Source organism: Gordonia shandongensis DSM 45094 (assembly GCF_000423025.1).
GTDB lineage: Bacteria > Actinomycetota > Actinomycetes > Mycobacteriales > Mycobacteriaceae > Gordonia > Gordonia shandongensis.
Map to the genome: position 1 here is coordinate 12,188 of NZ_AUHE01000012.1, position 21,651 is coordinate 33,838.

22 protein-coding genes are annotated in these 21,651 nt (G+C 69.1%); 12 read left to right on the forward strand and 10 right to left on the reverse strand.

The features are described from left to right. Positions 1-4: 4 nt before the first annotated feature. From G528_RS0111120 to G528_RS0111130, 3 genes are read right to left on the reverse strand one after another with little or no spacing between them, the layout of a single operon-like run. Entirely contained in the window at positions 5-475 is a 471-nt protein-coding gene (locus G528_RS0111120; protein ID WP_026919033.1) for a Zn-ribbon domain-containing OB-fold protein, read from the reverse strand. Further along, entirely contained in the window at positions 472-1,674 is a 1,203-nt protein-coding gene (locus G528_RS0111125; RefSeq protein WP_026919034.1) for a thiolase family protein, read from the reverse strand. The genes G528_RS0111120 and G528_RS0111125 overlap by 4 nt, the downstream gene beginning before the upstream one ends. Beyond that, on the reverse strand, positions 1,674-2,783 hold the full coding sequence (locus tag G528_RS0111130; protein WP_026919035.1) for a beta-ketoacyl-[acyl-carrier-protein] synthase family protein: 1,110 nt from the start codon (positions 2,781-2,783) through the stop codon (positions 1,674-1,676). Before G528_RS0111130 ends, G528_RS0111125 begins: the two co-directional genes overlap by 1 nt. A gap of 250 nt (positions 2,784-3,033) precedes the next feature. On the opposite strand from G528_RS0111130, the gene G528_RS0111135 reads away from it, so the two are divergent. The 9 genes from G528_RS0111135 to G528_RS17280 all read left to right on the forward strand — a co-directional run bounded on the left by G528_RS0111135 (position 3,034) and on the right by G528_RS17280 (position 11,662). Continuing rightward, positions 3,034-3,906, forward strand: coding sequence for an MlaE family ABC transporter permease (locus G528_RS0111135; protein ID WP_026919036.1), 873 nt, complete (start codon positions 3,034-3,036; stop codon positions 3,904-3,906). Positions 3,907-3,910: 4 nt separating this feature from the next. Continuing rightward, entirely contained in the window at positions 3,911-4,774 is an 864-nt protein-coding gene (locus G528_RS0111140) for an MlaE family ABC transporter permease (protein WP_026919037.1), read from the forward strand. 8 nt (positions 4,775-4,782) lie between these two features. Beyond that, positions 4,783-5,844: an MlaD family protein gene (locus G528_RS0111145; RefSeq protein WP_035719780.1), complete on the forward strand. Its 1,062-nt coding sequence runs from the start codon at positions 4,783-4,785 to the stop codon at positions 5,842-5,844. Continuing rightward, positions 5,841-6,851, forward strand: coding sequence for an MlaD family protein (locus G528_RS0111150; protein WP_026919039.1), 1,011 nt, complete (start codon positions 5,841-5,843; stop codon positions 6,849-6,851). Before G528_RS0111145 ends, G528_RS0111150 begins: the two co-directional genes overlap by 4 nt. Beyond that, positions 6,848-7,843 (forward strand): MlaD family protein, encoded by a 996-nt coding sequence (locus G528_RS0111155; protein ID WP_051198711.1) that lies wholly within the window; start codon positions 6,848-6,850, stop codon positions 7,841-7,843. The genes G528_RS0111150 and G528_RS0111155 overlap by 4 nt, the downstream gene beginning before the upstream one ends. Next, positions 7,843-8,916, forward strand: a complete 1,074-nt coding sequence (locus G528_RS17275) for an MlaD family protein (protein ID WP_035719782.1) — start codon at positions 7,843-7,845, stop codon at positions 8,914-8,916. Before G528_RS0111155 ends, G528_RS17275 begins: the two co-directional genes overlap by 1 nt. Next, positions 8,913-9,911 carry an MlaD family protein gene (locus tag G528_RS0111165; protein ID WP_026919041.1) on the forward strand — a complete coding sequence of 333 codons (999 nt, stop codon included), beginning with the start codon at positions 8,913-8,915 and terminating at the stop codon, positions 9,909-9,911. The genes G528_RS17275 and G528_RS0111165 overlap by 4 nt, the downstream gene beginning before the upstream one ends. After that, positions 9,908-10,870, forward strand: coding sequence for an MlaD family protein (locus G528_RS0111170; protein WP_026919042.1), 963 nt, complete (start codon positions 9,908-9,910; stop codon positions 10,868-10,870). Before G528_RS0111165 ends, G528_RS0111170 begins: the two co-directional genes overlap by 4 nt. Positions 10,871-11,140: 270 nt before the next feature. Beyond that, a complete protein-coding gene (locus tag G528_RS17280) occupies positions 11,141-11,662 on the forward strand; it encodes a hypothetical protein (protein ID WP_156890426.1) in 522 nt (173 codons plus the stop codon). 25 nt (positions 11,663-11,687) lie between these two features. On the opposite strand, the gene G528_RS0111180 is transcribed toward G528_RS17280, so the two are convergent. The 4 genes from G528_RS0111180 to G528_RS0111195 all read right to left on the reverse strand — a co-directional run bounded on the left by G528_RS0111180 (position 11,688) and on the right by G528_RS0111195 (position 14,500). Next, positions 11,688-12,971, reverse strand: coding sequence for a M18 family aminopeptidase (locus G528_RS0111180; RefSeq protein ID WP_026919043.1), 1,284 nt, complete (start codon positions 12,969-12,971; stop codon positions 11,688-11,690). Between the two features lie 2 nt (positions 12,972-12,973). Continuing rightward, positions 12,974-13,654: a phosphoribosylformylglycinamidine synthase subunit PurQ gene (gene purQ / locus G528_RS0111185; RefSeq protein ID WP_026919044.1), complete on the reverse strand. Its 681-nt coding sequence runs from the start codon at positions 13,652-13,654 to the stop codon at positions 12,974-12,976. 4 nt (positions 13,655-13,658) lie between these two features. Continuing rightward, positions 13,659-13,898 (reverse strand): phosphoribosylformylglycinamidine synthase subunit PurS, encoded by a 240-nt coding sequence (purS, locus tag G528_RS0111190; RefSeq protein WP_026919045.1) that lies wholly within the window; start codon positions 13,896-13,898, stop codon positions 13,659-13,661. A 98-nt stretch (positions 13,899-13,996) separates the two neighbouring features. Beyond that, a complete protein-coding gene (locus G528_RS0111195; protein WP_425402232.1) occupies positions 13,997-14,500 on the reverse strand; it encodes a glutathione peroxidase in 504 nt (167 codons plus the stop codon). 72 nt (positions 14,501-14,572) lie between these two features. On the opposite strand from G528_RS0111195, the gene G528_RS17285 reads away from it, so the two are divergent. The 3 genes from G528_RS17285 (at position 14,573) to G528_RS17290 (ending at position 17,982) form a co-directional block, all read left to right on the forward strand. After that, entirely contained in the window at positions 14,573-15,055 is a 483-nt protein-coding gene (locus G528_RS17285) for a MarR family winged helix-turn-helix transcriptional regulator (protein ID WP_051198713.1), read from the forward strand. Next, the gene (locus G528_RS0111205; RefSeq protein ID WP_026919047.1) at positions 15,052-16,596 is read left to right on the forward strand and encodes a DHA2 family efflux MFS transporter permease subunit; all 1,545 of its coding nucleotides are present in this window, start codon (positions 15,052-15,054) and stop codon (positions 16,594-16,596) included. Before G528_RS17285 ends, G528_RS0111205 begins: the two co-directional genes overlap by 4 nt. A 63-nt stretch (positions 16,597-16,659) precedes the next feature. Then, a complete protein-coding gene (locus G528_RS17290; protein ID WP_084638164.1) occupies positions 16,660-17,982 on the forward strand; it encodes a phosphatase PAP2 family protein in 1,323 nt (440 codons plus the stop codon). 74 nt (positions 17,983-18,056) lie between these two features. Here the strand turns inward: G528_RS17290 and G528_RS0111215 are convergent, their stop codons facing one another. The 3 genes from G528_RS0111215 to G528_RS0111225 all read right to left on the reverse strand — a co-directional run bounded on the left by G528_RS0111215 (position 18,057) and on the right by G528_RS0111225 (position 21,639). After that, positions 18,057-18,509, reverse strand: a complete 453-nt coding sequence (locus G528_RS0111215; protein WP_156890427.1) for a hypothetical protein — start codon at positions 18,507-18,509, stop codon at positions 18,057-18,059. A 108-nt stretch (positions 18,510-18,617) separates the two neighbouring features. Next, positions 18,618-20,750, reverse strand: a complete 2,133-nt coding sequence (locus G528_RS0111220) for a S9 family peptidase (RefSeq protein WP_026919049.1) — start codon at positions 20,748-20,750, stop codon at positions 18,618-18,620. Next, the gene (locus G528_RS0111225; RefSeq protein ID WP_026919050.1) at positions 20,743-21,639 is read right to left on the reverse strand and encodes a phosphoribosylaminoimidazolesuccinocarboxamide synthase; all 897 of its coding nucleotides are present in this window, start codon (positions 21,637-21,639) and stop codon (positions 20,743-20,745) included. The genes G528_RS0111220 and G528_RS0111225 overlap by 8 nt, the downstream gene beginning before the upstream one ends. Positions 21,640-21,651 lie beyond the last annotated feature (12 nt).

Below are 21,651 nucleotides of genomic sequence, written 5' to 3' on the forward strand. Positions count from 1 at the left end.
CCGGTCAGTCGACGGGTGTGAAGTGGGCGATGTCGAGGATCCGCCCCGTCCGCTCCTGCGCCCAGACCGCTCGCACGCGCCGTCCCACCAGGTCGGCGATCGCCGCATCGTCGGACAGGTCGATCCCCGCGAGCCAGTGCATCAGCAGGGTGTCGGCGCCGTCGAGCCGGATCCCGGCGATCACATACGGCGGGGTCGGTCCCCCGGTGAATCCCAGCTGCGCCACCGTGAACGCCTCGACGACCCCCTCGGTCGCCAACTCCACCCACCGGTCCACCGGCTCGAAGCACGACTCGCAGAAGGCCTGCGGCGGCACGGACGTCCGCCCGCAGGCCGAGCACGTCGTCCCGTAGATCACCCGGTCGATGAGACCGGCCATGAACCGGCTCCACGTCGCACCCAGATGGATGTCGAACGTCAGGTCCCAGCGGACCTCCTCGGTGCTCGGTGCGGGGGTTGATGACTGCAGACTCATCGGTCTCGCCTTTCGTCGATCGCTTCGAAGATCGCTAGGTTCTCGAATTGGAAGAAGGTGCCGCCGGTGCCCTGGGCGAGGGACCGCCGGGCGCCGGAGACCTGCATGGACTCGGGTGCATCGCCCATCACCTGCAGGGCCGCGTACGCGAACGGCGCGAGTTCGCCCGAGATGCCGGCGTTGGTGCATTTCGGGCCGCCGGAGAGGTTCACCGGGAGGCGGCCGCCGCGCTCGGTGGCGCCCGACCTGATCAGGTCGATCGCCCGACCGGGCGCCGCGAATCCCAAAGCCTCGAGCTGCATGAGCTGCATGTGGACGTACGGCGCGAACACCTCGACGACGTCGATGTCGTCGGCCGGGTTCCGGATGTCGCACGCCGCGTACACCCGTTCGGCGAGGGTCGCCAGGTTCTGCAGCTCCGAGAAGTCGCCCTTCCCGCCGCCCAGATAGGGGTCGCTGGACATGCCGACCCCGCGCACGCGCGCCGGCCGCGTCGTCACATCGTCGAGCTCGTCGTCGCGACCGACGATCAAGGCGACCGCGGCCGTCGACACCGGGCACACCATCGACTGCGTCAGCGGCGTCGACAACGGTCGATCGGCCAGCACCTCGTCCTCGGTCATCTCGTAGCGCAGGTGTGCGAACGGGTTCTGCGCGGCCTTCGCGTGGTCGGCGACGGCGACGGCCGCGTAGTCGCGTGCGGTGACGCCGAAGCGCCGCGCATAGGCGGTCGCCGCGAAGGCCCCCATGTGGTAGGCCCCCATGCCCAACGGCTGTTCGATGATCATCGGCGAGTTGGTGTTGATCGCCGCCTGCAGGTCCCGCGCCCCGAAGAAGGTGGGACCGCCGAGGCACAGGACGCGTCGATGCGTTCCGCTGCGCACCATCCGGACGGCCACCTGCAGGAGGTTTCCGCCCGTGGTGCCGCCCGTGTTCACGGTGGTCACCGGCAGTCTGTCGCCGAGGCCCAGCAGGCGGGAGATGTATCGGGAGCCGAGCACCGTCCCCTCGAAACCGTCGATGCATCCGGTGACGACGGCGTCGAGTCCGGTCGGCTCGATGCCACTGTGCGACAGCGCGTCCCGGGCCGCGTCCGCACTCAACTCCACCGCGGAGCGCGTCTGCTTGCGCGGCGACGTCGCCGGCGTCACGCCCACCCCGATGACGGCCGCTCGATGCCGCGTGTGCTCGTTGGTCATCACAGCCCCTCCACCACCAGTACCGATGCGTTCTGCGCCACGAGCCCGCTGACCGTGTCGACGGAGTGCGACACCCCCGTCTCACCGGTCCCGAGCACGTCGACGAGTTCGATGAGCCGCAGGCCGCCGTTGGCGACCCCCGGATACGCGCTGAGGACGCCGCCACCCGGGTTCACGCGGCGCGGACTGCCGCAGCCCAGGGCCGCGCTCACCGGACCGTCGAGGGCCGCGGTCACCGCCGAGTACTCCACGACCCCGACCCGGTCGGCGGGCCTGTCGATCCCGGCCTGCGCGTAGGCGAGCCCCGCGGCACGGCGCGTCGTCTCCGCGGGATCGGTCAACCATCCGTCGTCCCACAGGTAGCCGCCGGTGGCGCCGCCGAACCCGGTCAGTCGGGCGTCGCGACCGAGGCATCGGCCCGCCCGCGCCGGCGACGCCAGCACCACAGCCACGGCCCCGGCGCACATCGCGGGCAGCATCAGTTCGTGCAGCGGGGTGCACACGCGCGGTGACGCGAGGACGTCGGCGACACCGACCGGTGCGCGTCGCATCGCACGGACGCCGCCGGCCCCCGCCGTGATCTGCTCGGCGGCCGCGGCGGCGAGATCGTCGACGGTGAGCGTGCCGTCCGCGGTGACCGTCGATGCATGCAGCCCGTAGGTGACCTCCGCGGTGAGACCGACGGGACGACCGAAGTGCGGGTCGAACGAGAGATTCGAGATCTGCTCGATGAATCCGTGCCGGGTCGCCGCCCGGTTCTCGGGATTGTGGACGCCGACGGCGACCGCGACGCTCACATCGCCCGCCGAGACGGCCTGTGCGGCCGCGATGATCGCGGCACCCATGTCGTCCTCCACCCGGAACGCATCCGACAGGTATCCGCCGGTGGCCGACGAGGTGAGACCGGACGAGATGGACCGGCCGTCGTAGACGTCCAGCGAGGCCAGCACCGACAGCCCGATGTCGGGTTTGCGCAGGCCGCACTCGCGCAGGGCGCGGTGCACGACGTCGAACACCAGCTCGTCGAGCATCGCCTCGTGCTCCGCGACGAACTCGGTGGCCGCGGCACCCACGACGTGCACGGGGTGGACTCGGGACTGTTTCACCATGACCGGGACGCTATGGCGCGCCCCCGCGGCGCGGGTGTCGCGGAACACGACACTCGCCCGGCCATCGCGATCCCGGGCCATCACGATCCTGTGTCATTTTGCGCCACCCCGCGGCACGGAAGCCGTCATACCTTCGTCGTGATCCGCATCACCTGACCGTTCCATCACCCGACCGTTTCGCACACCCGACCGAGAGGATGGCCATGCACCGACGTCGCACACCGGCCCACCCCGCAGAGGGCGCCCTGCGATGACCTCGACGTCGTTCGGCGCGTACGAGGCCCCGCCGGTGCGGTCCGCACCGCGCCTGGCCTTCGTCGACCGGTGCGCGGACTACGTCGTCGAGGCCCCGCGACAGACGGCCGCGACGGTCGGCCGGGCCGCGCTGCTGTGCGCCGACGTGGTGCGGTACTTCGTGCTGGGCGTCGCCCGACTGCGGATTCCCGTCGACGAGACCGTCGGCCAGATGTGGCTGCTGCTCAAAGTCACGTCGCTGCCCGCGCTGCTCATGGCGATCCCCATCGGCGCCGAGGTCTCCGTCCAGGTGGGCGGTCTCATGAACCAGGTGGGCGCCAGTTCCCTCGCCGGGGCCGCATCCGGTCTGGGCGTGGTCAGTCAGGGCGCCCCCATGGCCGCCGGACTCCTGATGAGCGGTGCCGCGGCCTCCGCCATCGCCTCCGACCTCGGTTCGCGGGCCATCCGCGAGGAGATCGACGCGATGAAGGTCATGGGCATCGACCCCCTCGAACGCCTCGTGATGCCGCGGTTCGTCGCCATGCTCGTCATCGCGCCGATCCTGTGCATCATCATCGTCGCCGCCGGTGTGGCGGCGGGCCTCCTCATCGCCGTCAACGTCAACGACGTGGTCCCCGGCGCCTTCTGGCAGTCGTTCGGCGCCTTCGCCACCCCGACCGACGTGTGGTTCGCGATCGGGAAGACCGTGGTCTTCGCCGGCATCGTGGTCGTCATCGCCAGTCTGCGCGGCCTCGAGGCCAAGGGCGGCCCGCGCGGTGTGGCCGACGCCGTCAACGCCTCCGTGGTCCTCAGCGTGGTGACGATCTTCATCGCCAACCTCGTGATGAGCCAGTTCCAGGCCATGTTCTTCCAGAACCAGATCGGGTGACGCCATGACGGTCGCGCGCTATCAGCCCTTCCCGCGGGTCTCCGGCCCGCTGTCCCGCGTCGGCACGGCGGTCGGCGATGCGGTGTCCACCGTCGGCCGGGCGACGCTCTTCGTCGTCCAGACGCTCGTCCTGCTCCCGGTCACGATCCGCCAGTACCGGCGCGAGACGTTCAAGACCATGAACGCGATGGCGTGGGGCCGCGGCTCCCTCGTCGTCGACGGCGGCGTGGTCAGTCTGCTCGCCATCCTCGGCGTCGCCGTCGGCGCCGTCATCGCGATCGAGGCCTACAACGCGCTCAACCTCCTCGGGTTCGGCGCACTGACCGGAATCATCGGCTCGTTCGCCAACATCCGCGAGATCGCCCCCATCCTCACCGGCATCGGCTTCGCCGCCCAGGCCGGATGTCGGATGACCGCGGAGGTCGGCTCCATGCGGATCTCCGAGGAGATCGACGCCACCGAGGCACTCGGCATGCGCGCCATCCCGTTCGTCGTCGGCACCCGGCTCATCGGCGGCATGCTCGCCGTCCTGCCGAGCTACCTGCTGTGCCTGGCGATCAGCTTCGGCACCGGCGCCTTGATCGTGAAGGTGTTCCACGGCGAGGCGCCCGGCACCTACGACCACTACTTCGGGCAGTTCCTCACCGTGTCGGAGATCGGCGCTTCGGTGCTCAAATCGGTGGTCTTCTGCGGGATCGTGACCCTCATCCACTGCTACTACGGCTACTTCGCCTCGGGCGGTCCCGAGGGGGTCGGCATCGCCTCCGGCCGGGCCATCCGCGCCAGCCTGGTGGTCATCGTGGTGGCGAACTTCGCTCTGTCCGTGTCCATCTGGGGGCTGTCCCCGACCCTCGTCTTCACCGGATAGGCGGGCCCATGCATCAGGACTTTCTCCGCGGCTCCCCCGCAGCTCAGCGTCGAACGACGATGCTGACGGCGGCGGCGCTCGTGGTCCTCGTCGCCGTGGCCGCCGCCTGCTGGTACGGCGTGACCCGATTCAGCGGCGACGACGACTCCGTCTCCGTGCGCATCTACAGCTCCACCGTCGCACCCGGCGTCAAACCGGGGACCGACGTGATCCTCCGCGGCGCCGAGGTCGGGACCATCGACGACGTGAGCCGCGCCCCGGACGGTTCGCTGGCCCTGGACGTGACCCTCACCCGCAGTCGCATCACGGGCGTCACCGACACGTTCGACATCGACTTCCGGCCGGCGAACTACTTCGGCGTCACCGCGCTGAACCTCACGCCGCGTGCCGGCGGGTCGGCGCTCGGCGACGGCCTCTCCCTGCGCCGGGATCCCCTGGGCGACTTCACGATGTCGCGGATGATCGAGCGCGGTTCCATCATCGCGTCCGGCACGCTGTCCGACGAGATGCTCGACACGCTCGACACCGTCCTGCGGTACACGAACGCGCTCACCCCGCTGTTGGAGAGCGGACTGGCGTTCGCCGACATGATCGCCAAGACGCAGAAGGCGCTCCCCTCCGAGCAGCTGCGGGACGCGAACGCCGTCCTCGCGTCGATGCCCCGATTCATTCAGCAGACCGCTGACGGCGCCTACCAGATCTTCCAGGGCGTCTACAACCGCCGGCCGGACGGCTCGCTGGGCATGAACTACCACGACCTGGACAACTCCGATGCCGGCCTGGCGATCGCCGGCGGCGCCCTGTTCTCGGCGGCGGGCAACCTGTTGAAGTCCCACGACACCGAGTTGACGCCCGCGGTCTCCATCGTCACCGCGTTCTCCGACGCCGTCCCGGGGATGCTCGGCTCCGGGACCACCGGCCCCAAGCTCCGGCTCGTCATCGACCGGCTCACCGCCGCGTTCGGCGGCACCGCGGGGCGCCCCAGCCTGCGTCTGCGGCTGGTCATGAACGATCTGCCCGGTCTGGCAGCCCCGCTGGCACAGGCCGGCCTGCGAGGTGGGAGCCGATGAGGATCACCCGGACGTCCCTGTGGGCGCTGCTCAAGATCGCGATCGCCGCGGCGATCGCCGCGATCCTGATGATCATCGTCCTGAACGCGTCCACCCGGCCGGTCCGCTCGACCACGCACACGTACACCGCCGACTTCTCCGACGTGTCGGGTCTGCGGGTCAACGGCGACGTCCGGCTGCGCGGCGTGCAGGTCGGCAAGGTGTCCGAGATCGAGCTGCGGCGGTCGTCCGCACCGGGAACGCCGACCGTCGCGCACGTCACCTTCACCCTCGACGAGGAGTACGGGATCACCGACGCCACCCGGCTCGCCGTGAAATACCAGAACCTGACCGGGCTCCGGTACATCGACGTGACCGGGATCGGCGAGGGCCGCACCGTCTCGCACGTCGGGTTGTCGCACACCACACCGTCGTTCGACATCACCGAGCTGTTCAACGGTCTCCAACCGGTCCTCAACACGCTCAGCACCGAGGAGATCAACGAGGTGAGCCAGAACGCCATCACCCTGCTGCAGGGCGACGGCGGCGGCCTCACGCCGCTCCTCGACAGCATCGAGCGGCTCGGTGACTACGCCTCGAATCGCGAACAGGTGATCAGCGTCCTCGTCGAGAACCTCGCCCGCATCTCCGACACGCTGGGCGGGCGCGCCGACAGCATCGTCGCGATCCTGCACTCGGTGGAGATCCCCGTCGACTCGGCGATCTCGGTGATCGACGAGTTCACCAAGACCTCCATCCTCGGCCCCGCGTTCATGGGGCCGGTGGCGGAGATCGTCCGCGGTCTCGGACTGAGCGGCGACATGGACATCGACAAGATGATCTCGTCGGCGTTCGGGTCGATCGACCGGTTCGCGGCGTCCGTGCGATTGATGCCGGTGGCCTTCGACGCGATGCAGTCCCAGCAAGTCCGCGTGGGACCACGCGCCTGCTCCAAGGGCGCCGCGCCGCTGCCCGACGACGTGAAGCTGTTCCTCGACCAACGGCTGGTGACGATATGCCGCAAGTGACGAAGTCCGCCCGGTCGCGCCTGCGACGCCTCCTGGGCAGCGACCTGCGGGTCGGCGTCGCGGTGATCATCGTGGCGGCGCTGGTGGCGTCGGTGATCACCTACATCTACCTTCGGCCGCCCAACCAGCAGACCGTCGCCTTCGAGACCACCGATGCCGCCGCCATCTCGACCGGTGACGATGTCCGCGTGGCCGGCGTCTCGGTCGGGTCGGTGACCGAGACGGCGTTGGAGGCCGACCGCGTGCGGGTGACCGCCGAGATCGACGACCACGTGTTCGTCGGCGACGACAGTCGCGTGGAGATCCGGATGCTGACCGCTGTCGGCGGCTACTTCGTCACCGTGATCCCCGACGGCGACGACGCGCTCGGCGACGCGGTGATCCCCTCGAAGCGGGTGACGACCCCGTACAGCATCGCCGACGTCCTGCAGGAGGCGCCGCGGATCACCGGCGACGTCGACCCGAAGACCATCGACGCCGACCTGCGGCAGTTGGCCACCGGGCTCACCGACAACACCACCTCCTTCGGCGCCATGGTCAAGGGCCTCACGAGCATCTCGTCGGTGATGGACCGTCAGCGCGACCAGGTCCTGCAGACGCTCGACCTCGCCCGCGAGTACACGGAGCGCTTCGAGGCCGACCGCGAGTTCGTGTTCCGCCTGGTGGCGAAGATCGAACGGGTCCTGACCCGCTACAACGCCACCTGGGAGGGGTTCAACGAGACCTACACCCTCCTCGGTGAGGTCCTCGAGCGGATCAGCCCGCTGTCCTGGTATTACCACAACAACAAGGGGCGCCTGAAAGAGCTCATCACGACCATCCGGACGGGGGTCGGGACGATGCACCGCCAGATGTCACCGGTCATCGACACCCTCGGCGCATTGGCCGACCGCCTCCGCGGGTTCGTCGGCGCCGACGGCATGAAGGAGCTCGGCGCGAACGTGGTGCTCGCCTCCGACATCTGCGTCCCCGTCCCGGGAAAGGCCTGCTGATGCGTCCCCGTCGTCTGATTCTCCTGGCCGTCGCCGTCGCGGCCGTCGTCGCCGCCGCGGTCGTCGGGGTGAGCGTCGGCACGTCGTCGACCCGTGCCGGGTTCTGCGCGTATCTGCCCGACAGCATCGGCCTCTACCCCGGCAACCAGGTCACCCAGATGGGTTACCCGGTGGGGTCGATCACGCGGGTCGCGCCGGCCGGCGACCACGTCCGGGTGACCTTCGATCTCACCGCCGACCGCCGCTTTCCGGCGACCGTCACGGCGGTCACCCGGTCGAAGTCCCTGCTGGCCGATCGCAGTCTCGAACTCGTCGGGAACTACCGGACGGGCGAGGAGCTCACACCGGGTTCGTGCATCGCTCTGGACAAGGGGGTCACCCCGAAGAGCCTCTCGGAGATCACCGGCTCGGCCGCCGACTTCCTCGACGCCCTCTCCCCCGCGACGACACGCTCGGTCGCCGATTCGATCATCGGTCTGGACGAGTCGCTGCGCGGCGAGGGGGCCAACGTCGACCGTCTGATCCGGACGTCGGAGCGCGCCATGACCAATCCCGACCCGCTGGTCTCCGGGGTCGGCGCGATCATCGACGCGATGGCGCCGCTCACCGACAGCGCACTGAGTCGGTGGGGCAGCATCCGGCAGGCGCTCGGCGTCCTGCCCGAGGATCTCGCCGTCGCCGCCGACAGCCTGTGGCCGGGCGTCACCATCTTCATCGGCTCGCTCGGCCCGTTGATCGCCGACCTCTACGACGTGCAGACCAACTACGGAGAGGACATCGACTCGATGCTCGAGGACGCTTCGGCCGGCCTGCGCTTGGCCGCATCCCGCTCCGGTGACGTCTCCGAACTGCTCGCCGCCGTCCCCGCCGTCTCCACGGTCACGCGGGCGATCGGCGGGCGCACGACGACCGGGCTCGCGTCGCCGCAGGTGGAACTCCGGTCGCCGGGTGCGCGCGAGCTGTGCGCGACGATCAATCGGGTCCGCCCCGGTTCGTGCACCGCCGACGGCGACGCGGTGCGACTCTCGAGTCTGAGCGTTCTCGACGCGGTGCTGACGGGATCGGGCCGATGAGGGCCCGGCATCGGCTCCTGTCGGCGGTCGTCGCGCTCGCGACGACGACCGCGCTGCTCGCCGGCTGTTCCCTCGGGCCCGACGACCTGCCGTCGCCCACGGGCGGCGTCGAGGACGGGTTCCCGGTCGATCTCGAGTTCACCAGTGCGCTCAACCTGCCGAACGGCGCCAACGTGACCTTCGACGGACTGGACGTCGGCAGGGTGACCGACGTGCGGGCGTCGGGGCAGACCGTGAACGTCACCGCGACCATCCGCGCCGACTCGGAGATCCCGTCCGACGCGGAGGCGACGATCCGCCAGGACACGGTCCTCGGCGACACCTACGTCGCGATCGACCGGTCGCCCGGGTCGACGGTCACCTCGACGCTGCGCTCCGGCGCCACGATCCCGGTGTCGCGGACCACGTCGCCGCCTCAGCTCGAGGACACGCTGGCCGTGCTGGCGAACTTCGTCAACGGCGGCAACATCCAGAAGATCGAGGACACGATCCGGCGGATCAACCGTGCGGTCCCCGTTCCCGAAGATCTCGTCGGCCTGTCGAAGACCGTCGCGATCGATCTGCGGGACCTGTCGAAGAACCTCGGCCGGATCGACGGTCTCCTGGCGGGCCTGGACCGGACGGCGACGGCCGTCGAGTCGCGCCACGACAAGATCTCCGCGGTCATCTCCGATCACGGTGTGGAGTATTGGGATCAGATGGCCAAGAAGATGATCCAGCATCTGGGCACGATCCTCCCGTCGGTCGGCAGCATCTTCGCCGGCGGCGGCTGGCTCGTCCCGATGCTCAAGTCGCTGGCGACGACGATCAACACCGTCAAGGGCGCCGGCGTCGACTTCGCCGACGACTCCGCTCGCATCGACGCCTTCCTGACATCGGTCATCGTGCCGTTCAGTCAACGGCCGTCGGTGGATCTGGTCTCGGTGACGACCCCCGACGGCCGACAGCTCGCGGACATGCGGCGAGTCCTGCGCATGCTGGGGGCCGTCCGATGACCCGCAAGACAGTCGTCTCGATCGTCGCGATGCTCATCGTCTCGCTGGCGTCGCTGGCCTACATGCGCTCGGTGGGACTCCCGGTCGCGCACTTCGACTCGGAACGGTCGGCGTCGATGCGCATCGACGACACCAACGGGCTGGTCGTCGGTTCGCGCGTCCTCATGCGCGGGGTCGACATCGGCCGCGTCACCTCGGTGGAGTCGTCGGCCGACGCGATCACCGTCGACCTGACGTACCGCGAGGATCACCTGATTCCCACGTCGAGCACGTTCCGCGTCGACAACCTCTCGGCGCTCGGCGAGACGTACATCGCGGTGCTTCCGGACACGCAGGACGGCCCCTATCTGCCCGACGGCGCGGAGATCGACACCGATCGGGTCACGGTGCCGACCACGATCAAGGCGCTCTCGGAACGGTTCACCCGCCTCCTGGATCAGATCGACCCGGAGCAGTTGCAGGAGATCTTCGCCGAACTGCGGTCGGCGCTGCCCGACGATGCGGCGGTGCTCTCGACGATCACGCGCGCCGGCGTGGCGACCGCGGCCATGCTCGACGAGACGCGGTCGCCGTTCACGACGCTGCTGACGAACCTGCAGAAGATGCTGGCGGACTCCTCGTTCATCCCGCCGGGTCTCAGCGGCACCGCCGATCACATTCTGGCGTTCGGCAAGGGATTCGACGGCGCGATGACCGCAGCGCAGTTCTTCACGGTGTTCGCCCCGCTGCCCGATTCGATCTCCGACGGCGCCGGACCGCTGATCGACAATCTGCAGAAGTTCCTGGACCGATCGGCCGGCGACATCCAGGTGCTGACGGTGGACGTCCTGCCGTCGGCGATGGCGGCGGCGAAGTCGATGCGAACCATGAACATCGGCGCGGTCCTCGACCGGGCGCTCGCCGCGACCGCCTCCGGCGACGCCCTCACCCTCGACATCAGTTCTCCCCGCCCCCGATAGGAAGGATCCGCCATGACCTCCACCGTGCTCAACCCAGGGAAGTCCGAACCAGGGAAGTCCGAGCCAGGGAACCCCGACCCCGAGAAGCCTGACGCTGAGAAGCCTGACGCCGGGAAGTCTGACACTGAGAATTCTGACGCTGAGAATTCTGACACCGGGAATTCTGACACCGGGAATTCTGACGCCGGGAATTCTGACACCGGGTCTCCTTCGCGCCGCGAGCGGCGCCGCGAGTCGTCGGCCCGGCGGATCGCGGGACGCGACCGGCAGGTGAGCCTGCATTCGCTGCTGGTCGGTCTCACCGTGGGGCTGATCATCGTCGCCCTGGCGGTCGCCCTGACCATCAGCATGTGGCTGCTCGTGGGCAAGTCCGACGAGCTGAACGCGGCGGCCGCCGCCCGCGACGCCGACGCGAAGGCCGAGCAGGTGGCCCTCGACTACGCCGTCGGTGCGGCCCAGATGGATTTCAGCAAACCCGCCGAATGGCGCGGCCGCCTCACGAAGGGGACGTCGAAGGAGCTCACGAACCGGCTGACGCAGGCCGCGACGTCGATGGAGCAGATCATCGCCCCGCTGCAGTGGACGTCGTCCGCCACCCCCATCACGGCGGTCGTCCGGTCCGATGACGACGGCACCTACGTCGTCGACTGCTTCGTCAACGTCGTCACCAAGAACACGCAGGCGCCCGAGGGCGTCCAGTCGACGGCGACCTACAGCGTGACCATCGACAGCGACAAGGACTGGACGATCACCGACGTCGGCGGCATCGACGCGATGCTCGGGGAGAAGTAGCCGTAGGCACTCCCCGCCCGCGGCGTCAGCGCCGCAGGAACGCGGTGAGCGCGGCGGCGTACATCGCGACGTCGTCGACGCCCATCAGCTCCCGGCAACTGTGCATCGCCAGCTGCGGGGCTCCGACGTCGACCGTCAACAGCCCCGTGCGGGTGGCCGTCAGGGGGCCGATGGTCGACCCGCACGGCAGGTCCGCACGGTGGATGTACCGCTGCAGCGGCACCCCCGCCTCCCGGCAGGCCAGCGCGAACTCGGCCTCGCCGATCGCGTCGGACGCGTACCGGAGGTTCTGGTTCACTTTGAGGACGGGGCCGCCGTTGACCGCGATGGTGTGGGTCGGCTCGTGTCGTTCGGGATAGTTCGGGTGCGTCGCGTGGGCCATGTCGCCGGACACGCAGACGCTCGCCGCCATCGCCCGGAGGAACTCGGCACGCGCTCCCCCCGCGGCGCCGACGATCCGTTCGCACACGGTCACCAGCAGATCCGACGATGCGCCCCGCTCCGAACCCGATCCGACCTCCTCGTGGTCGAACAGCGCGAGCATCGAGATCGCGCCGTCGGGTTCGGCGTCCAGCAGCGCGCGCAGGCCCGCATAGCAGGTGCCCTGATTGTCGAGGCGCGGGGCGCTCAGCAGGTCGCCGGCCGCACCGATGATCCGCGACGGCGTCACGTCGTGGGTCATCAGCTCCCAGCCGAGGACCGCGTTCGGATCGACGCCGGCCCGGTCGGCCACGACCGCCAGCAGCGGTTCGGCGTCCCCCACCCCGCGGACGGCGTCGACGTGCCGCTGCGGGTCGAGGGTGACGCCCTTGCGGTCGTCGGACAGGTGGATCGCGAGCTGCGGCACCCGCAGCATCGGGTCGTCGATCCGCACGAGCGTCGACGCCACCGCGCCGTCGCCGTCGTCGTAGGCGAGCCTGCCGGAGAGTCCGAGGTCGCGGTCGAGCCACGAGTTGAGCCACGCCCCGCCGTACGGCTCGAGCGCGACGGTCGCCAGCCCCGCCGAACTCCGGTCGGGGTGCTGCTTCACCCGCAGGTTCGGGCTGTCGGTGTGACCGCCGATGATCCGGAAGCGCGGGTCGCCGCTCGCGCCGCCCGCGTTCCAGGCGATGATCGAACCACCGCGGACCACGTAGGCGCGGGGCTCGTCACCGGTCCAATCGCCGGTCTCGTCGAGGCGGACGTATCCGGCGGCGTCGAGCTGCGCCGCGACGGTCGCGCAGACGTGGAACGGCGACGGTGAGGCGTCGATGAACTCCGCGAGGCCGGCGGCGTCCGCCGAGGTGGACGGCGGGAGCGTTCCGGACATCGTCAGACCGCCGCGAGTACCGCGTCCAGCGCCGAGTAGAAGATGCCGAGCCCGTCGTCGCTGGGCCCGGTCAGCGCCTCCACGGCGTGCTCCGGGTGCGGCATGAGCCCCATGACGCGCCCGTCGGCACTCGAGATGCCCGCGATGTCGAGCGCCGAGCCGTTCGGGTTGTCGCCGGCGTAGGTGAACACGATGCGACCGTCGCCGCCGAGTTCGGCGAGCGTCTCCTCGGAGGCCACGTACCGGCCCTCCCCCGACTTGAGCGGGATGAGGATCTCGGCACCCGGCTCGTAACGGGTGGTCCACGCCGTCGTCGTCGACTCCACGCGCAACCACTGATCGCGGCACACGAAGTGCAGACCCTCGTTGCGGGTGAGCGCCCCCGGGAGGAGTCCGGCCTCGCACAGGATCTGGAAGCCGTTGCAGATGCCGAGCACCGGCATGCCCTTGTCGGCCGCTGCGATCACCTCGTCCATGACGGGTGCGAATTTGGCGATGGCGCCGCAGCGCAGGTAGTCGCCGTATGAGAAGCCGCCGGGGACGATGACGGCGTCGACGCCCTTGAGGTCGGCGTCACCGTGCCACAGGCTCACGGCCTCACCGCCGGCGACGGTGACGGCGCGAGCGGCGTCGACGTCGTCGAGGGTGCCGGGGAACGTGATCACTCCGATGCGCGCGGTCATCTGATCACTCCGAGACGCGGGAGACGGAGAAGTTCTCGATGACCGTGTTGGTCAGGAGTTCCTCGGCGATCCGCTCCAGAGCGGCGTCGTCGACGGTGTCGTCGACTTCCAGCTCGAACCGCTTGCCCTGCCGCACATCCGAGACGCCGGCGAACCCCAGACGACCCAGGGCGCCGACGATGGCCTGGCCCTGCGGGTCCAGGATCTCGGCCTTCGGCATCACATCGACCACTACACGCGCCATTCGCCGCACTGCTCCTCACACAGATGATCCAGGCGTCCGGCCTGGTCGGACCGGACGCGTACGCGTCAACTGTACCGGCTCGCGCGCAGCCGTCGGCGTCAGGACGCCAGGGCGGCCTCGAGCGCTGCGATCACCTCGGGGGCGTCGGGAACGGTCTGCGGGCGGAAGCGCGCGGTCACCGCACCGTCGGCGTCGACGACGAACTTCTCGAAGTTCCATGTCACGTCCCCGGCCTCACCGTCGGCGTCGGCCGTCTCGGTGAGCGCCGCGTACAGCGGATGGCGGTCGGGACCGTTCACATCGGTCTTCTCCAACAGCGGGAACGTGACCCCGTAGGTGGTCGAGCAGAATTCGGCGATCTCGTCGGCGGTTCCCGGCTCCTGCCCCATGAACTGGTTGCACGGGACGCCGACGACCGTGAGCCCACGCGGTCCGTAGTCCTTCTGCAGCTGTTCGAGTTGGGTGTACTGCGGCGTCAGACCGCAGCGCGACGCGACGTTGACGATCAGCAGCGGCCCGGACAGATCGGACAGCGAGAAGTCGCCGCCGTCGAGGGCGCGGACGGGGATGTCTTTGATGCTCGAGTGACCCATGACGCACATGCTACCGACCGGTGAGGAAGCTCACCGATATTTGCGTTGCAGCAATAGTTGCGTGGCCGTAACTTATTTTTCGTGTCCCGTTCCGAGCCCTCCATCGACGCCTGCACCTCCCTGCTGGCCTCGTTCCTGGAGGCGATCGCCGATCGCGTGTGCCACAGCACCGCCGACCGCGTGGCGTCGACCGAACTGACGCTCTCGCATCTGCGCATGCTGCTGACGCTGTCCCGCAGCGACCACGATCTCTCGGTCAACGAACTGGCCGACGCCGTCGACCTCTCGGTGGCCGCGGCCGGACGGGGCGCGGACCGCCTGGTCGCTCTCGACCTCGTCGTACGACGCGAGGACGAGACCGACCGCCGGGTGAAGCGTCTGCGCCTCTCCTCCCGGGGACGCGAGTTGATCCGTTCGCAGTTCGCCATCCGCGAGGGGGAGCTGACCGATCTCGTCGCCGAGATCCCGGCGGACCGCCGCACGGACTTCCACTCCGGTCTCTCGACAGCCATGAGCTGCATCGAGCCGGCCACCGACCATCGATTCGAGAAAGAGACCTCATGACAAGCTCCACCACGGCGGGTCAGCCCGACAAGCTGACCCGCGATGTGTTCATCGTGGCGGGCGTCGTCGTCCTGGGCGCGATCATGTCGATCCTCGACGTCACCGTCGTCGCGGTCGCCCAGCAGACCTTCGTCCAGACCTTCGACACCTCGTCGGCCGGCGCCGCCTGGTCGATGACCGGCTACACCCTGGCGCTGGCCGCGGTGATCCCCACCGCCAGCTGGGCCGCGTCACGGTTCGGCACCAAGCGGGTCTACATGGCCTCCCTGGTGCTGTTCCTGCTCGGCTCCATCCTCTGCGCCCTCGCGTGGAACATCGGCTCGCTGGTCGCTTTCCGCGTCATCCAGGGCGCCGGCGGCGGCCTGCTCATGCCGATCGGCATGATGATCATGACCCGCGCGGCCGGTCCGGAGCGCGTCGGCTCGGTGATGGCGGTCCTCGGCATCCCGATGCTGCTCGGCCCCATCGCCGGCCCCATCCTGGGCGGCTGGCTCATCGAGATCGCGTCCTGGCACTGGGTGTTCCTCATCAACATCCCCATCGGAATCATCGCACTGGTCTACGCGTGGTTCGCCCTGCCCGGCGGCGGCGAACAACCCGGCATGCGCATCGACGTGCCCGGCCTGCTGATGCTGTCACCCGGTTTGGCGCTGTTCCTGTTCGGCGTCTCGTCGAGCGCCGACAAGCAGACCTTCGGCCATCCGCAGGTCTACATCCCGATGATCGTCGGCGCCGCCCTCATCGCCCTGTTCGTCCGGCACGCGTTCCGCACGTCGAATCCACTGCTCGACATCCGCCTGTTCCGCAACAAGACGCTCGCCGTCTCGGTCATCACGATGTCGCTGTTCGCGATCGCGTTCTTCGGCGGCTCGCTGCTGTACCCGCAGTACTTCCAGTTCGTCCGCGGCGAAGGCACCCTGACGGCGGGGCTCCTGCTGGCCCCGCAGGGCATCGGCGCCATGCTCACGATGCCGATCGCCGGCCGTCTCACCGACAAGATGGGACCCGGCAAGTTCGTGATGGGCGGTCTGCTCCTCATCGCGGTGGGCATCGCGGTCTTCACCACCATCGACACCGAGACGTCGTACTGGCTGCTGTGCAGTGCCCTGTTCGTCCAGGGGCTGGGCATGGGCATGACGATGATGCCGATCATGTCGGCGGCCCTGGCCACACTGCGCGGACCGGAGATCGCCGACGGTTCGACGATGATGAACGCCGTCCAGCAGACGTCGTCGTCGATCGGCACCGCCGTCATGACCGTCATCTTCACCTCGATGCTCGCCCCCGTCACCCGGGCGCTCATGCAGGCCGGCGACGATCCGACCCGGCAGCAGAAGGCGCTCCTGGACAACGGCGTCTCTCCGGCCGACGCCCCGTCCACGCTGGCGGGCATCCCCGCCGACATGGCGTCGAGCTTCGGCACCACCTACATCGTCACGACGGCGCTGGTGGTTCTGACGCTGATCCCGGCCTACTTCCTGCCGCGACGCAAGCTGGTCCAGGTGGCCGAGGAGGAGCACGTCACCGCCGCGACGCACTGAGTCGGCGACGATGCACTGAGCCGGCGACGATGCACGGCGACGCGCTGACTAGAATCACGACTCGTGCTGTGGCGTAACGACGCGGCGCCCCGGCGTGAGGCGGTACCTCGCCGACAGTGGGGCCGCCGAGAGTGGTCGACGGTGGTGCTCATCGTCGTCGGGTTCATCCTCGTCATGCAGGCGGCCGCGTCGGTCTACGACCTTCGGGGCCCCGTCCTGCTGATCGGCGACGATCTCGTCGGCGTCGCCGGCGGCACCGAGGTGAAGATCGCAGGCATGGCGCTGGCCCTCATGTGCATGCCGGCGCGTCTGCGGCTCCCGTTCATCGGGGTCGTGGTCGCCGTCGAGTCGGTGTTCAACGCCCAGCGCCTCATCGTCGGCAACACCCTGCACCTCGGCAACGGCGTGATGTGGGGGTTGATCGCCCTGGCCGTCTACGCCCTCGCGGTGTCGACGGGCGCCGAACGCGAGAAGGCGCTCAAAGCCGTCGGCATCGCCGCGATCCTGATCGTCACCAGCCGGGTCGCCGGGGTGTGGCTCGGGCTCACCGAGGAGACGCTGCCGGAGGTCGCCGACCACTTCGTCGAGGTCGCCGACCGCGCGTTGGGCAGCCCGTCGTGGGTGATGGGTCGGTTCGTGGAGGACACCCCGTGGTTCCGGTCGCTCATCAGCCAGGTCTACAACTATCTGTCGGTCGGTGCCGCGATCGTCGCGTTCTTCCAGCTGCGACGCAGTTCGGTCGACGGCTTCCCGCGCCATCACATCGTGCGGTCGTTCATCGTGATCGGCGCGCTGGGCCCACTGGTGTACTTCCTGTTCCCGGTGGTGGGCCCGGTGTTCGCGTTCGGGGACGAGCTTCCCGGTGCCGGCTGGCTGGACGTCTGGCCGCACACGGTGCCGACGTCGCTCGAGCCGGTGTCGGCGTTCTTCAGCCAGGATGCGCCGCGCAACTGCATGCCCAGTCTGCACACCGCGTGGGCGACCGCGATCCTCGTCCACGCTCTGCGCGGTCCGCGGCTGCTCAAGGTGTACGGCGTGTTCTGGTTCGTGTGCACGCTGTCGGCGACCCTCGGACTCGGCTACCACTACGGCGTCGACCTCATCGCCGGCCTGGTGTTCGCCCTGACCGTCGAGTGCGCCCTGGCGCGCCCGCAGGACGGGTGGCACCGTCTCCGGGTGGCGGCGGTCGCCGGCGGCGCGGCGGCCTTCGCCGTGTTGCTCGCTGCGTTCCGCTACCTCAGCGTCCCGATGGCGCAGAACGCGGTCGTCTCGACGATCCTCATGCTGGGTTCCGTCGCCGCGATGACCTACTGCTACGTCCGCATCTCCCGCACCCCCGTCGACGTCCCCGCGACCCCCGTCGAGGAGGGCGCGAGCACTCCGTGACCGCTCGGCTGCCGCAAGCGGCGGGGTCAGGAGCGGCGGGGGTCAGGAGCGGCGGGGGTCAGGAACGGCGGGGGTCAGGAACGGCGGGGGCACTGCCATACTCGTCCCGACGTCGCGCACACGCCGCGATAGGACGACGACGGCCGCTCCGCGAAGCCGATGGCGGCGTTCACCAACGAGCAGGCGGCCACGTCGTGGGCCTCGATCCCGCCGTCGCGCCGTTCCAGCCGCACCCTGCCCGTGGCGCACCGGTGATCGAACGGATTGGTGTCCAGAACGATCGTCACCAGCAGCGGCCGGATCGTCGGTGCCAGGTACAGGACTCCCCCGTCCATCAGCGTCCCGTCGGATCCGAGCATCGTGTAGTGCGGAAAAGCGCCGCCGCCCCAGTCGATGTTCAGGGTCAGATTCGGCTCGGGCGGACCGGTTGCGCGCGCCGGACCGCCGCCCACCGCCGTCAGACCGACCATCGCGGCCGGAACGACCACCGCCGACACCACCGCACCGATCACGCGTGAACTCCTCATACGAGGAGTATCGCCACGACCATCACCGCCGACTGTGACGATTCTGGACGGATCAGCCGAGTCGGATCAGCCGAGACGGATCAGACTAGTCGGATCAGACTAGTCGGATCAGCCGAGCGCGCCGGTCTGCTGCAGGATCCACGCCAGTTCGAAAGCGGTCTCCTCCCACTGCTTGTACCGACCGCTGACACCGCCGTGCCCGGCGGACATCTCGGTCTTCAGCATGATCGGATTGCCGGACGTCGAGACCTCCTGCAGCCGGGCCACCCACTTCGCCGCCTCGGTGAACAGCACGCGGGTGTCGTTCAACGACGTCTCGGCGAGAATCGCCGGATAGTCACGCGGCTCCACATTCTCGTACGGCGTGTACGACTTCATGTACCGGTACACCTCGGGATCGTGAAGCGGGTCGCCCCACTCGTCCCACTCGATCACCGTCAGCGGCAGCGACGGATCGAGGATCGAGTTCAACGCATCCACGAACGGCACCGCCGCCAGCACACCGTTGAACAGTTCGGGCGCCAGATTGAGCACCGCCCCCATCAGCAGACCGCCGGCGCTGCCGCCCTCGGCCACCATCTGCTGCGGCGACGTCCACCCACGGTCGAGGAGATGCCGCGCGACGTCGACGAAATCGGTGAAGGTGTTCTTCTTGGTGAGTGTCTTGCCGTGCTCGTACCACAGCCGGCCCATCTCGCCGCCGCCGCGGACATGCGCGAAAGCCATGACCACACCGCGATCGAGCAGCGACAGCCGTGACACGGAGAACCCCGGGTCCAGACAGGTCTCATACGATCCGTACCCGTACAGCAGCAACGGTGCGGGCCGCGAACGATCCAGGTCACGGCGGTACACCAACGACACCGGCACCCGCGTCCCATCGGCGGCCACCGCCCATTCGCGGACCGCCGTGTAGGCGTCCTTGTCGTAGCCGCCGAGGACCGGCTGCCTGCGCAGCAACGTCCGCTCGCCGGTCGCGACATCGAGGTCGATCACCTCGATCGGGTCGACGAAGCTCGTGTAACCGATCCGCAGGATCGGCGCCGACCACTCCGCATTGGCCCCCAGCCCCGCCGACGCCAACTCCTGGTCGAACCGGACCTCCACGAAATCGTCGATCGACGGGAAACCGTCGATCCGACGCAGGTCCGCGATCGCCACCCGCGGCACCGCGCCCTCCCGGTAACTGAGAACCAGATAGTCGCGGAAACAGTCGACGTCCTCGATCCGGCGAGCCGGATCGTGCCCGATCATCTCCCGCCGCGCCGACGGATCGTCGACCGGAACGACGTCGACCGCGAAGTCGACGGCCTTGACCCCGTCGCGCTCCTCGTTGTGCACGACGACGAAGTAGTCGCGGCCGTCGATCTTCGCATGCTCCAGCGAGTACTCGACGCCCTCCACGCGCCCGGTGATGCTGACGAACTCCCCCGTCGGGTCGTCCGCACGCAGCACCAACACCTCCGCGGTGATCTTCGACCCCACCCCGATCACCAGGTACTCGTCGCTGAGCGTGGTCCCCATGCCGACCCAGTACCGTTCATCGGGTTCGTGATAGACGCGGACGTCGGGCACGTCGGCGCCCACCTCGTGCCGCCACACCGTGTCGGGACGCCAGGCGTCGTCGACCGTGAGATAGAAGACGTAACGCGCGTCGAGCGACCAGATCGCACCGCCGGCCGTCTCCGGGATCACATCCGGCAGCACCTCGCCGGTCTCCAGGTTCTTGATCCGCAGCGTGTACCGCTCGTCGCCGACGACATCGGTGCTGTACGCGAGCCAGCGGCCGTCGTGGCTCACCGACAGGGCGCCCAGGCTGAAGAAGTCGTGCCCCTTCGCCTCGGCGTTGGAGTCCAGGAGGATCTCCTCCCCCGGGAGACGCTCGTCGATCGTCACCTCCGGCGGCGTCCAGTCGTCGTCGCCCGCGATCGGGGCACGACAGCGCGTCGCATAGTCGAGCCCCTCGGTGGTGCGGGTGAAATACCAGTAGCGGCCGCTACGTGTCGGCACGCTCATGTCGGTTTCCTGTGTCCGACTGCGGATCTCGGCGACGATGTCCGACCGCAGATCGGCCAACGACGCCGTCTGCGCCTCCGTGTACGCGTTCTGGGCGCGCAGGTACTCGATGACCTCCGGATCGTCCTTGTCGCGCAACCACTCGTACTCGTCGACGACGGTGTCACCGTGATGGGTCCGCGGTGCCGGCACCTTCTTCGCGACCGGCGGAGTCGACTCAGACATGGGCACGGTCCGGCCAGTCGTCGAAGCTGAGCTGCGAGATCCGCTCGTACGCCTCGATGTAGCGGGCGCGCGTCCGCATCACCACATCGTCGGGCAGGGCGGGCGGCGGGGCCTCCCCGGCCCGATCCCAACCGGAGTCGGGACCGGTGAGCCAGTTGCGGACGATCTGCTTGTCGAAACTCGGCTGCACCTCCCCGGGCCGGTAGACGGTGGCGTCCCAGTACCGCGACGAATCGGGCGTCAGCACCTCGTCGGCGAGGACCAGCGATCCGTCCGCCGCCTGCCCGAACTCGAACTTCGTGTCGGCCAAGATGATCCCCCGTTCGGCGGCGAGATCGGCGGCCCGCCGGTAGACGTCGAGGGTCGTCGCCCGCAGATCTGCCGCGAGGTCGGCGCCGACCGTCTCCGCGACATGCTCGAAGCTCACGTTCTCGTCGTGATCACCCACAGCGGCCTTCGTCGCCGGGGTGAAGATCGGTTCGGGCAGCCTGTCGGCCTCCCCCAGTCCGGCGGGCAGCGTCACCCCGCACACGGCCCCCGTCGCCGTGTAATCCGCCAGCCCCGACCCGGTGAGATAGCCGCGGGCCACACACTCCACCGGAACCATCGGCAGCGCGTGCACCACCATCGAACGCCCCACCAGGTCGGCCGGGATCCGCTCGTCGGCGGGGCCGCCCGCGAGATGATCGGGCACCCCTAGGTAGTCGAACCAGAAGAAGCTGGCGGCCGTGAGGATACGGCCCTTGTCGGGGATCGGGGTCTGAAGAACGAAGTCGTACGCGGAGATCCGGTCGGACGTCACGAGCAGCAGGGTGCCCTCGTCGATCCGGTAGATGTCGCGCACCTTGCCGGACGCGATATGCGTGTACTCGGCGAGATCAGGTCGCATGATGGTCACTCC

What these genes read in the sequence shown, in the direction of transcription:
- G528_RS0111135 (WP_026919036.1), top strand. Translation starts at nt 3,034, where the DNA reads ATGACCTCGACGTCGTTCGGCGCGTACGAGGCCCCGCCGGTGCGGTCC.
- G528_RS0111180 (WP_026919043.1), bottom strand. Translation starts at nt 12,971, where the DNA reads ATGTCCGGAACGCTCCCGCCGTCCACCTCGGCGGACGCCGCCGGCCTC.
- G528_RS0111220 (WP_026919049.1), bottom strand. Translation starts at nt 20,750, where the DNA reads ATGTCTGAGTCGACTCCGCCGGTCGCGAAGAAGGTGCCGGCACCGCGG.
- G528_RS17275 (WP_035719782.1), top strand. Translation starts at nt 7,843, where the DNA reads ATGCGTCCCCGTCGTCTGATTCTCCTGGCCGTCGCCGTCGCGGCCGTC.
- G528_RS0111140 (WP_026919037.1), top strand. Translation starts at nt 3,911, where the DNA reads ATGACGGTCGCGCGCTATCAGCCCTTCCCGCGGGTCTCCGGCCCGCTG.
- G528_RS0111195 (WP_425402232.1), bottom strand. Translation starts at nt 14,500, where the DNA reads ATGTGCGTCATGGGTCACTCGAGCATCAAAGACATCCCCGTCCGCGCC.
- G528_RS0111225 (WP_026919050.1), bottom strand. Translation starts at nt 21,639, where the DNA reads ATGCGACCTGATCTCGCCGAGTACACGCATATCGCGTCCGGCAAGGTG.
- G528_RS0111125 (WP_026919034.1), bottom strand. Translation starts at nt 1,674, where the DNA reads ATGACCAACGAGCACACGCGGCATCGAGCGGCCGTCATCGGGGTGGGC.
- G528_RS0111215 (WP_156890427.1), bottom strand. Translation starts at nt 18,509, where the DNA reads ATGAGGAGTTCACGCGTGATCGGTGCGGTGGTGTCGGCGGTGGTCGTT.
- G528_RS0111145 (WP_035719780.1), top strand. Translation starts at nt 4,783, where the DNA reads ATGCATCAGGACTTTCTCCGCGGCTCCCCCGCAGCTCAGCGTCGAACG.
- purS (WP_026919045.1), bottom strand. Translation starts at nt 13,898, where the DNA reads ATGGCGCGTGTAGTGGTCGATGTGATGCCGAAGGCCGAGATCCTGGAC.
- G528_RS0111120 (WP_026919033.1), bottom strand. Translation starts at nt 475, where the DNA reads ATGAGTCTGCAGTCATCAACCCCCGCACCGAGCACCGAGGAGGTCCGC.
- G528_RS0111170 (WP_026919042.1), top strand. Translation starts at nt 9,908, where the DNA reads ATGACCCGCAAGACAGTCGTCTCGATCGTCGCGATGCTCATCGTCTCG.
- G528_RS0111205 (WP_026919047.1), top strand. Translation starts at nt 15,052, where the DNA reads ATGACAAGCTCCACCACGGCGGGTCAGCCCGACAAGCTGACCCGCGAT.
- G528_RS0111165 (WP_026919041.1), top strand. Translation starts at nt 8,913, where the DNA reads ATGAGGGCCCGGCATCGGCTCCTGTCGGCGGTCGTCGCGCTCGCGACG.
- G528_RS0111150 (WP_026919039.1), top strand. Translation starts at nt 5,841, where the DNA reads ATGAGGATCACCCGGACGTCCCTGTGGGCGCTGCTCAAGATCGCGATC.
- purQ (WP_026919044.1), bottom strand. Translation starts at nt 13,654, where the DNA reads ATGACCGCGCGCATCGGAGTGATCACGTTCCCCGGCACCCTCGACGAC.
- G528_RS0111130 (WP_026919035.1), bottom strand. Translation starts at nt 2,783, where the DNA reads ATGGTGAAACAGTCCCGAGTCCACCCCGTGCACGTCGTGGGTGCCGCG.